We start from the raw sequence: 11,206 nt of genomic DNA on the forward strand, positions 1-11,206 counted from the left end.
GTGACAATGGTCTCCACCATTGTCACCAGCCCACAGTTCCGCACACGCCGCGTCTCCGTGGCGACAATAACGACAACAAAGGAAAGTTAGTCACGATGTCCAACCAAGAACAGAAACTGTCTCGACGTATCCTGCTCCGGGGAGCCGGTGTGGCGATGTCCTTACCACTCCTAGAGTCGCTTCCCGTCTGGGGAGCCCCGCTCCGGAGCACACAAAAAGACCCGGTCACTCCCCCGAAGCGCTTTGTGGTGCAGTTCATGGGAACGGGAATTAGTCCCAACAACTGGGGAGCCAAGGGCGAGGGCGCTCAGATGGAGCTGGCAAAGAGCCTGGCGCCTCTGGAGCCGTTCAAGACCAAGCTCAATGTGATCAGCGGGCTTTTTAACAAGCCCTCGACCGGCGTCGGGATTCACCCTGGCATGACCGGCGGTATCCTCTCGGGAGCCTCTCTCAGCCGTGGTGCGGTGCTCCACGGCGGCGTTAGCATGGATCAGGTTCTCGCGCAGCGCCTAGGGCAAGAGACAGCTCAGCCAAGTCTGGTGCTCTCGTGTGAGAAGCCCCTCACGGGCTACCACGAGTCGAACTTCTCGATGGCCTACAGCTCGTTTATCTCGTGGCAGGATGCGGACTCACCCGTCCCCAGTGAAGTCTATCCGTCGCTGGCCTTTGATAGTCTCTTTGACAACAATGGCAACCAGCGCATGGAGAGTGTGCTGGACCGGGTCAGTGACGAAGCCGCGAGCCTGCGCCGCAAGATCAGCCGTGAAGACCGCTCCAAGCTGGATGAGTACTTAAACAGTGTACGGGAAGTGGAGAAGCGCGCTCAGAAGATGCGCGGTGAGCTGAGCAAGGCCGCCGACAATGCCCGTGGCAAGGGCAAGCCGCTCGTTGCCATGAAGCGCCCCGATGATGGCCTTCCCGAGGATCTCCGCGATCACATGCGCCTGATGTGCGATATTGTCGCCCTCGCCATTCAGACCGATAAGACCCGGATCGCCTCGATGCTGATGTGCCGCGACCTCTCGGGGCTGTTCTATCCGTTCCTCAATGTCAACGATGGCCACCATATCGCCTCGCATAGCGACAACTCCGAGGGCTACGAGCGCATCACGCGGCACTACATCACGCAGCTCGCCTATCTCGCGGGCAAGCTCGATGCCATGCCTGAGGGTCAGGGAACCGTTCTGGACAACACCTGTATTCTCTGGCTCTCAAACATGTACTCTGGCTCCGTCCACGACAACTCCCACCTCCCCATCCTCACGGTCGGTGGTATGGGCGGCACCCTCAAGACAGGCCGCGTGCTCAACTTCCGCGACAAGGGCGAGGAGAACCGCAAGGTCTGTAGCCTCTATCTCTCGCTCATGGACAACATGGGAGTCAAGCTGGATCGCTTCGGCGATGCCACCACACGCCTCGCCGGAATCTAAACCAGGGAGCTAAAATCCAGAGCCACTCACCCGTGAGTGGCTCTCTCTGTTGTCTAGCGTAGCTGCCGAATGGTGCGGACACAGTCGCGGATCTCGAACCAGTCCTGGCTGGTGGAGAAAACGATACTGCGGCCTGTCTCGCGATCCGAGATCGTGATGGTCTTTGCTTTGGCATCTTTGGGAACACGGAAGAAGACACGGATATCCTGTTTTTGCCCCTTGTCCAGCTCCCCGATGAAAGGCATCAGCCGCGTCTCCAACAAGAAGCCACCCGTGCCGCCTGTCGTCTCTTTGGCAATCTTCTGGCCATCCTCGGTGGTGAGCGTCATATCAAATGTCCCAAAGTTCAGCCCCACTTTATCGGCCAGCGCTTGGAAGCTCAGGTGCGCGACGAGAAAGTGATTGCCCTCACCGGGCTCTTCGTCGCCGTCTATCTTTGCTTCACTCCACTCCAGCCCGCGCAGGCCAAGCTCAAACCAGGCCACCGGCATCACGCAGTCGCGGATCCCAGCAATCGTGTCCTTGGACTCGGCTCCCGTACCTGCCCAGGTCGGAAGTGCGGTGATCTTGCCTGTCAGATCGTAGCGGATCACCGGCGTGCCGTCCTCGCGCTGAACAATTAGCTTGTGGATCGGCTCTTTGGCAGGAACCATCACCAGGGCAATCACATCGAGCTTCTGGCCGGGCTTGAGCGGCAGGTTCAGGCACTCCTTTGTGGTCTTGGGGTTGATCAGGACGAATTTCTCACTGCTGGTGCTGTCGGGAGTCACTGCCGTGAGCTTGAGGTCGCCGGGGTTGAGTGAGAGCGGCTGCTGGGTCGGGTTCTGCACCGTCAGCTTGAGCAGGAGTGTTTTCTCCTCTGCTTTGGGCTGGCCGTGCAGAACTCCCGAGAAAGCGGACTCATAGACCCAGTGATCCGTAGTGTACTCGGCACCCGTGAGGGTGACATTGAGCGGTGATTCTTTACCCAAAGTGTAGGTCGTGCCCAGCTTGCCAAAATCCCCCGGAAGCTGTTTCGTGCCTAAGACAACCGGGCCACCTGCTTGCGGTGCCGTGGTGGGAGCGGTGGGCCTAGGCTTTGGCTTGACTGTCTGCGCCAGTGTGAGTGTCGGCAGTGACATTAAGACGATGAGAGAAAGGGTGATAGTTTTCATGATATGCCCATTCTCTCGTCTCTTCGTTACACCAGACGTTACAAAATCGGCGTAAAATAGCACGGAATGGCGCTTCAGCTAAAATTTTTCGGTGGATGGGAGGCTCGGCTTGGGGAGACACCTGTGGTCTGTGGGCGTCTGGCGAGCCGCCTGCTGGCACTGCTGGCGCTGCGTGCCCCGCGTGAGGTCGAGCGGGCGTGGCTGGCCGAGACCCTCTGGCCCGATGCCGAGGAGAGCCGGGGGCGCTTTTACCTGCGTCGGACACTTTTAGAGCTGCGAGAGACGCTGGGGGAGTGCTTGACCGTCGAGGGGAGCCGCCTGCGCCTGAGCTGCCACTCCGATCTCCAGGACTTCGAGGCGGCTCTGCGCCGCCAAGATACCCGTGCCGCCAGCGCACTTCACTCCGGGCCGTTTCTGGCGGGCTGGAGCGACGAGTGGGTACTGACCGAGCGAACGCGCTCTGAGCAAGCTCTACAAGCCGCGCTCGAAACCCGAACACCGACGCTGGATCTGGAGCGCCACGATAGTCTGCCTCTGCCCCTCACGCCGCTCCGTGGCCGCGAGGACGATCTCAAGCGTGTGCTCGCACTTCTGCACCAGAGTCGCCTCGTGACCCTCACGGGTGCGGGTGGTGTCGGCAAGACCCGGCTGGCACAAGAGCTTGGCCTGGAGAGTGCCAATCACTTTCGCAACGGAGCGGTCTTTGTGGATCTCAGCGCTCTCCAGCCGGGCGCACGCCTGGGAGACACACTGGCTCAAGCGCTAGGGCTACGCTTCGGGGCGAGCGGTGGTCAGGAAGTTGCACTACACTGGCTCCAGCATAAAAATTTATTATTGGTTATTGATAACTGTGAACAAGTTCTTTCCGAAGCCGCCCTCCTTGTACGAACGCTTCTTACGCAAACCCGAGAGGTACGGCTTCTTGTGACAAGTCGAGAGCCCCTCTGCATCCCTGGCGAAGCGCTCTGGCGTGTTCCCTCACTCACGCTTGACGCGGCGGAAGCCCTGTTTCTGGAGCGCGCTCGGGACGCGGTGCCCGGGTGGCAGCCCACGGAGAGTGAGCATGCTGCCATCGCTGCGATCTGCCGCCGCCTGGATGGGATTCCTCTCGCCATCGAGCTGGCCGCCACGCAGATCGCGGCTCTTCCCGCTATCGAGCTGGCACAGCGGCTGGAAGGGAGCTTTCTCTCCTTGCTGGGGGAAGACCTCTCCGCCCCGCCCCGTCACCGCACCTTGGAAGCGGCGATTCAGTGGGGCGTGGAGCTGCTCACTGACTCAGAGCGGCTTCTCTTTGCCCGGCTGGCGGTTTTCTCGGGAGGCTGGAGTCTCGCCGCCGCCGAGGCCGTCTGTGGAGATTCTGCTCTGGAGGAAAAACAAGTCGCGCCGCTCATGGCCCGGCTGGTGGGGCGCTCTCTGGTGGGGTTTAGCGAGGGCCGCTATCGCTTTCTGGAGCCTCTGAGAGCCTTCGCGTCCGCTCTTGCTGAAGCCACCGATCCTCTCCTTGAGGCTCGCCATGCGGCTTTTTTCTGTGCTCTCGCTCGTGCACAGCTAAAGGCACTGCGCACCCATGGCGAGGGGGTAGCACTGGAGGCGCTGGCCCTAGAGCAGGCGAACCTGGAGGTGGCACTCGCACGACCACTAAGCCCGGAAGTCACGGCTTGCCTGGGGCTGGGGCTGGGACGGTATCTACGTCGCCGTGGCTACGCAACCGCGGCCGTCGCGCCGCTAGAACAAGCCCTCACCTGTGCGCCGGGCAACTTGGAGCTCTTGTGTGAGCAGGCGGGGCTCTCGCTGGACTTGGCAAAGCCTGAGCAAGCCCGTTTTTATGCCCAGAAAGCGCTGTCCCAGGCTACGCATCCGAGTGCGGAGGCCGAGGCACTGAACCTGCTGGGCCAGGCAGCGGAGCAGGAGAAAGACTTCGCCTTGGCTCGTCGGCACTTTGAGAGAGCGAGGGCACTCTACACCGCCGTGGGCGAGCGAGCCGCGACCGCACGCATGCAGAACAACCTGGGCTACCTGGCGTTTCTGGATCCCACTCAGGATCGTGTTGCCGCGGAAGAGGCACTGCGAGAGGCGATTGCGACCCTGCAAGAGACCGGCGACCAGCATGCGATTAGCTCCGCGCTCAACAACCTCGGCAATCTGGCGTTTCTTCGGGAAGACTGGCGTGCCGCCCAGGCGGCCTATAGTCAGTCGCAGGAGCTTGAAGAGGCACTGGGAAACCCGCTCGGGGTAGCACGGGCGCTGAGCAACTTGGGCGAAGTGGCGCAACAACAAAGCGATACGGAGCGAGCCCGTACTCTCTACTCGGAAGCGGAGCGCCGCTTCCGAGAGCTGGGAAGCCCTCTGGCAGACTACACCGCGCAGCTCAGGGAGCAGCTTGGATGAGACAGACCCTTCCCACTCCCGAGGCACTCGACTTACTACGGCGGCAAGCGGGCGAGGCACGCGCTGTCTTGAACTATGATCAAGCCATCGCTCTTAACCGTCGGCGTGTCGAAGGCGGGCGCAAGCGTGGCAATCTCGCTGAAGCCGTCGCCGCCCTGATCGAGATCTCCCGAGACAGTCAGGCCAACTTTCAGCCCGTCGCGGCTTTTGCCAGTCTCTACGAAGCCCACACTCTCCAACCTGGTGATGCCTCCATCTCCGTGGCTCTGGGGGATCTCTATACGGAGCTGCACTTGCGCGAGCAGGCCATTGCGGTCTATGAAACCGCCGGAAATTTCGCGGCGGATCGGCTGATGCGTGCCTATCTGGGCAAGGGAGACACAGCGCGAGCACGTCTCTTTCTCAACCAGGATCGTCAGCGGCTCCAGCAAGAGAAAAACCTGCGGGGTGAGGCGAATCTCCTCGTGGCCTGGGGCGATCCCGCTACCTACACCGAGGCTGTGGAGCTGCTGGCAAGAGCCCTCCCCACCGCTTCGTTTCGGGATCAGGCGCAGATGCTGGGGCTTCGGGCAACTCTCTTCGGGCTGCTAAAGCGTCCCGACGAGGCGCGGCAGTGCTTTGTACAGCAACTTATGCTCTGTGATCTGCACCTGCTCTGGCAAGAGCGCTTCGCGGCGCTGGGGGCGTATGCGTCGTTTGAGTATTTCTACGGCGAGAAGCCAAAGGCGCGTGCCCTCTTGCAGACCTACCAGGCAAAGGCGCAGGAGCTGCAAAGCCCTCGGGACGAGCGGGGAGCCCTCCAGAAACGCCTCGATTTTGCGGGCTACGAGAGCAACTGGCCCGAGGTAGCGGCGATCTGCACGGAGACGATTGTGCTCTGCGTTGCTCAGGGCTGGCGCAGTGAGCTTCCGTACCTTCAGGCGCGTCATGCGGAGGCATTCCAAAAGCTCGGGAAGCGCCCCGAGGCCGCCGCCGCCTGTCGTGCGGCAATTGCCACTCTGGAGCAGCACCGGCGCACCTACGCGGGGCTCGATGCCGCCGATCAAGCGTTCCGTCAGGGAAACCGAGCGCCCTACGAGCGCTTGTTGAGCCTGCTTCCCCAAAAGAGCCCCGAGTCGTTTCCACTGGTGCAGAAGCTCAAGGCACGTGTGCTCCGAGAGCAGCTTGCGATGGGGAGAGCTCCTCAAGAAACGCCCTCTAGCCCCGAAGAAAAAGCACTGCGAGTGCGCTGTGAGCAGCTCAATGCCGCTCTGGTTCGTGAAGGGATCGCCAATGACATTGGGGGCAAGAAGCGCTTTACCACGCTCCAGGCCGAGCTGCGAGCTGCGGAGAGCGCCCTTGCCCGCTTCTACGACACGCTCCACGCCCGCTCGCCACAGACTGCGCTTCGTCACGTTGCGTCAGAGCCGACACTCGCTCAGGTGCAGGCACGGCTTGGCCCCCAGGAGCTGCTCTTGGACTTTGCCTGGGCCGTGCAGGGTGAGGAAAAAGTGTACGTTCTGGCGATTCGCCGTGAGCGCTTCCAGCTCGTAAAACTGGAGATTGGACTGACCGAGCTTCAGCTTCGGATCACGCGCTTGCGCCATGCCTGTAGCAACCCGGAGCGCCCCTGGCAAGAAGCCGCCAAAGCCGTTCGTGAGGCCCTGCTTGCCCCACTGGAGCCGTGGCTAAAGGGCGCAGACAAAGTCACTCTCTGCCCGGATGGAGTTCTCTGGGAGGTGCCCTTCGCGGTGCTGCTGGAGCAGGTACCTCTGAGCTACGCCTTCTCCGCTGCACTCTGGCACACCCAGCGCACGCTCCCGCCCCTGCCGCCGCGCCCGATTCCGCTGCTGGCCGTTGCCGCGCCGAACCTGGCGGGCTGGAACCGTCCGATTATCGCGCCCGAGAGACCCATCATTGCGCCCGAGCGCCCGATTATCGCGCCGGAGCGTCCCATTATCGCCCCCGAGCGCAGTGCTTTTCTGCCTGTAGAGCTTCCCGGTACGGCGCAGGAAGTCCAGACCCTGGCGCGTCTCTTTCCCAAAGCGCTGGTGTTAGAGGGGAAGAAAGCACAGGAAAGCCAGGTCAAGACGGAGGCCGTGCGCTGTCGCTGGCTCCATATCGCGACCCATGCTTTCCTCAATGACGCCGCGCCGTATCTGTCTTGCCTAGTGCTCTCCGACCCCGATGATCCCACGCGCGAAGACGGCTTTCTCACGGCACGTGAGCTGCTAGGGCTTGATCTCTCGGGAGTGGAGCTGGCGACTCTCTCTGCCTGCAACACGGCGCGGGGCGAGACCCTCACGGGCGAGGGGGTGCGCGGCCTGAGCTGGGCACTGACGGCGGCAGGTGCCCGCAATCTGATACTGAGCCAGTGGAGCATCCAGGATGAGGCCACGGTGGTCTGGATGACGGCCTTCTACACCGCCCTCAAGCGCGGCCAGAGCAAGCCCGATGCCCTGCGTCATGCCGCTCAGTCCGTCCGCAAAGCCCCTGACCGTTCGCACCCCTACTACTGGGCTGCGTTTCTTCTTATTGGGAGTGGCCTCTAGCCAGAAGCTCGTCGAGGCATGCACGGGCGGCCTCTTGCACCCGTGGCGTGCGGTGCCAGCGAGCACAGAGCCAGGCATGCGGCACCACCGACCGATCTTTTGCATCTCCCAGTGCCAGCAGCGTCGCCATACAGAACTCCGCATCGCCCGCCTGATCCCACTTCATCGCCTCCCAGAGCCAGGCACGAAGATAGAGCCGCTCAATCCGCGTCAGTCTCCGCGCCTGCTCGGCGGGCAGACGCAGCAGTAGCCGCTTTAGCTCCTGCCTCAGCTCTCGCTTTAGGGCCGGGTCTTCGGAGGTGTCAACACTACGGATGGCAGACATCACCTGTGGTACGCTCGCACTATTCGTCAGCTCACAAACGGTGTAGCGAAGAAGTTTGAGAAGATTCAGTCGTCGAGGTGTTTTCTCTTTTTGGATGTTCGATAAAATAATGATGAGAATCGGTGAGAAGAGTACCATTGCAATGTTGATAAGAACTAATATATACCAAAAATGATAGAAAGTACAACAAAGTAAGTACACTATCAGGTAGGATAAACACCCAAATCCCGAGCGCCACCCGGCGCTTTTCTCTTTTCTGAGTAGTTGCAACAGAACGGGCAAGAGATTCTCTGCGCCGTAGTTTTCAACAATGCTATCGAGTGTGTCACGGTGAGCAGGCTCCTGCAACTGTTTCCACAGTCGAGTTTGCGTGTTACGATGGCGCTGAAGCTGCATAGAGGCTCTCTGGCGTTACGGCTGCTTCTGGAATGTCCAAGCGCTTTGGGGGAGCCGCAGTGCCCCGACACCTGTGAGCCAGAGGGCACCGTCGTGGTAGAGGACGCTGTTTCCTGCCTGCCGCGCACTCTCCCCTAAATTCAGCTTCTGCCAGCCCGTCGCCGCGCTCCAGCGGGAGACTTCACCACGCAAACGCTGCGCCTCGAAGCCCTCAAATCGCCAGCTTTCCGGGCCGGTCTGCTTCCAGAGTGCCGTCTCACCCTCGGGGCTGACGGAGTCGGCAAGCCCTTCGGCCCGCCAGGTGTCGCGCGGAGCATCGTAACGAAAGAGATGCTGATCCAGCTTCAGCCAGGTCGTGCCCGCGGCCTTGAGGAAGCTGCCATCAATCGGGTAGAGATACTGCGTCACGGGGCGAAGCTGCTCAAGGGGAAGCTGAGGGAAGCGATTGAGCAGCTCGTTGCGCTTCGTCTGGCGCTTCTTCAGATCGGCTTGCTGCCGCCCGCCCGCGGCCCGTTGCGCCGCCACGCTCACTGCTCGAAAGAGTGACTCCGGATAGCGCATCACGGCTCCGGTTCTCGTGTCCCAGCGAATCACCACCGGAGCGCCGCGCCGCTGACCGGGCACTTTTTCCTCGGTGAGAAAGAACAGTGCATTCTCTCCAAAGCCTGCTGACTTTGGCACTAAGCCTTCCAGCCCCCGCAGCTCCAGCTTTGTCAGTTTTTTCGAGGCGATTTCATAAAAGAAGAGTGTATCGAGCTTGACTTCTGTGTACTTCAGGCTCCCATTGGCTTCACGGGTGAATCGCTGCGTCGCCTCGGCGGTGCCTAGAACAATCGCCTGCGTCTCCGACCGTCCCAGAACTTGTAGTTGTGGCCAGAAAAATGCCTCACGCTCATTGGCAGGTTTGGCGCGGGGATCGGGGAACTGTCCGAAGGAAAACTGGTCAAAGCGAGCTTCTCGCGCGAGCTTTTGGCTGAATTCTCCCAGCACAGGATCGTAGAAGGTAGGCGGGGTATAGCCTGTTCCACTGACCGACAGTGCGCTTCCTGCGAGGCTAACTTGGAGAAAATTGGCAGGTATCCCCGTTGGGCTGATTTTTAAATCGTCCCACTTGCCCATCGCTAAATCTAGCCGAGCGATACCTGCCGTTCGATTCCGTTCAGGATCGTTGTAGCCTGTCACCCAGAGCGTGTTGCCGTCCACCAGAAAATCGGTGAAGTAGAGCAGGGGGACACGAGCGTATTGCTCGATCACACGCGCTTGTTGCTCGGTTATTTTCTCAGAGCCAATGGCCACAGGCTCTTTCAAATTGGGCGCGACACGGTGCGTGACTTTCTGGAAATTTCCTAATATTGGTTTTTGACCAGAGATGTAAGTTACTTCATATCCGAGAGACTCAATCAGAAAAGCTCCGGGGCGTGTGTCGGGAATGAGTCGCTTAGGACGGGAACCATTGATCGCTGTTGTTGTTTTTCCGTCGCTGCTCGGTGTGACACGGGACTGTCCCATTAAATCTGGGCCGATGGGATGGCGTGTGCTTCGTCCGGTCTGACGGTCATAGAGAAGAATATGCGGTGGGAGCTCATCGCCCATAGGAATCATCTTTGTTGTCATGACGGGAGGCTGGCCATTCGCTCCCTGCACCGCCACGGACTGGTTTAGGTACTTTAGTTTTGTCTGGACAAAGAAAGCCAAGGTGCTGCCCGAGCTGCCGACGAGCTCAAGGCGGGAGGCGTGGCCGGGGTAGACACTTGCTCTGGGCGGCGTGGCCTCGACACTGACCTCTCGTGTCCATTTTTTTGCCGCTCGATCCCAGGCCGGCGCCGCACCTTTGTCCGTAAAGACGAATGCCCAGCCGTCCGCAAGGCTCAGGCGGTAGTCCAGAAAGTAATGGTAGCCCATGCGCGCCGTGCGTGGGGCTGCGATGGCAGGCGCGACGGACTCCACTTTTCCGCTTGCCAAGTCCAGCGTGACAATCCGCAAGTCCGGCTCGGGCTGCTCATTTGCCCAGTCGCCCCATGCGCCGCAGAGAATCCAGAGCGTATCGGGCTTGGCTTTATCGAAGACGACATCGTGGATATTGTGGGTCGGGAGGCCGTCGTTTTGGGTGTAGACACGCCATTTCTGGGTCTCACGTTCGAAAACCCGAACGCCTCCCGACGTCGCAAAGGCAACAAAGCGCTTGCCTGCTGCGATGCGCCGGACGTTCTCAGCGTTAGTGAAGTAGCGGGGCGCGGCGCTCGGATTGTTCTGGGGGGCAGCCTGCGCGAAAAAGACGAGAGCGGGAAGGACAGGAACCATGGCACACCGTTCGTCACCCCGCTCTAAATTTCCTGCTAGAAATGCGGTACCCACCCGTCTTGAACCCACCCGTCTTCGTTCCTCACTTCGCCACCCTCCCTCAGGGCAGAGAGGGTTCAAGAGATGGTTTGGAGCGCTTCGAGAATACGCTGGCTGAGCTCCTGGTCGGAGAGGCGCATGACCTCTGCGTTGGTAAGACGCAAGAAGCTCAGATTGTCCTCGGATCGAAGATGCATTTCTCGGTTCTGGTCATATTGTGCGATGTCGGGGCGGAGATGGATCTGACCGTCAATCTCTAGGGCGAAGCGCTTCTCAGCACAGTAGAAATCAAGAATAAATCGTCCCACGACCCGCTGCCTTAAGAAACGATACCCACCACAGCGCCGCTGCCGAATCACTTCCCAGACACGACGCTCCGCCCAGGTCATTTCCCGACGCATCTGGCGGGCATAGTTACGAACTTGTAGATAGTTTTCTCTTCTCATGCCTGTAGAACGGTTGAGAAGTGCCTATTCTGATAAAAATCAAAAACTATTTTCCCCATCCCCCAACCCTCCCTGCCCTGAGGGAGGGTGGCGAAGTGAGGAACGAACGAAGACGGGTGGGTCCGAGACGGGTGAGGTTAGAATCGCCAGCCGAACATGAGCGACGAGCCGCGTAGGTTGCCGTTGTTGAGCTTGG

General features: G+C 60.3%; 7 protein-coding genes. 3 read left to right on the plus strand and 4 right to left on the minus strand.

Translation table 11 applies throughout. From position 1 onward, the window contains the following. Nucleotides 1–95 precede the first annotated feature (95 nt). Complete coding sequence (locus RMO15_RS21535) at nucleotides 96–1,430, plus strand: DUF1552 domain-containing protein (protein ID WP_309716965.1); 1,335 nt, start codon at nucleotides 96–98, stop codon at nucleotides 1,428–1,430. 53 nt (nucleotides 1,431–1,483) lie between these two features. Here RMO15_RS21535 and RMO15_RS21540 read toward each other — a convergent pair whose 3' ends face one another. Next, entirely contained in the window at nucleotides 1,484–2,584 is a 1,101-nt protein-coding gene (locus tag RMO15_RS21540) for a hypothetical protein (RefSeq protein WP_309716968.1), read from the minus strand. Nucleotides 2,585–2,650: 66 nt separating this feature from the next. Here RMO15_RS21540 and RMO15_RS21545 point away from each other — a divergent pair, with 66 nt between their 5' ends. Beyond that, nucleotides 2,651–4,972: an NB-ARC domain-containing protein gene (locus RMO15_RS21545; RefSeq protein WP_309716970.1), complete on the plus strand. Its 2,322-nt coding sequence runs from the start codon at nucleotides 2,651–2,653 to the stop codon at nucleotides 4,970–4,972. Then, entirely contained in the window at nucleotides 4,969–7,503 is a 2,535-nt protein-coding gene (locus tag RMO15_RS21550; protein ID WP_309716973.1) for a CHAT domain-containing protein, read from the plus strand. The genes RMO15_RS21545 and RMO15_RS21550 overlap by 4 nt, the downstream gene beginning before the upstream one ends. Here the strand turns inward: RMO15_RS21550 and RMO15_RS21555 are convergent. The 3 genes from RMO15_RS21555 to RMO15_RS21565 all read right to left on the minus strand — a co-directional run bounded on the left by RMO15_RS21555 (nucleotide 7,484) and on the right by RMO15_RS21565 (nucleotide 11,010). After that, nucleotides 7,484–7,828, minus strand: coding sequence for a hypothetical protein (locus RMO15_RS21555; RefSeq protein ID WP_309716976.1), 345 nt, complete (start codon nucleotides 7,826–7,828; stop codon nucleotides 7,484–7,486). The genes RMO15_RS21550 and RMO15_RS21555 overlap by 20 nt on opposite strands. A gap of 411 nt (nucleotides 7,829–8,239) precedes the next feature. Further along, nucleotides 8,240–10,525 carry a hypothetical protein gene (locus tag RMO15_RS21560; protein WP_309716978.1) on the minus strand — a complete coding sequence of 762 codons (2,286 nt, stop codon included), beginning with the start codon at nucleotides 10,523–10,525 and terminating at the stop codon, nucleotides 8,240–8,242. Nucleotides 10,526–10,641: 116 nt separating this feature from the next. Next, nucleotides 10,642–11,010 carry an endonuclease domain-containing protein gene (locus RMO15_RS21565; RefSeq protein WP_309716982.1) on the minus strand — a complete coding sequence of 123 codons (369 nt, stop codon included), beginning with the start codon at nucleotides 11,008–11,010 and terminating at the stop codon, nucleotides 10,642–10,644. Nucleotides 11,011–11,206 lie beyond the last annotated feature (196 nt).

The organism is Armatimonas sp. (assembly GCF_031410135.1).
Lineage (GTDB): Bacteria > Armatimonadota > Armatimonadia > Armatimonadales > Armatimonadaceae > Armatimonas.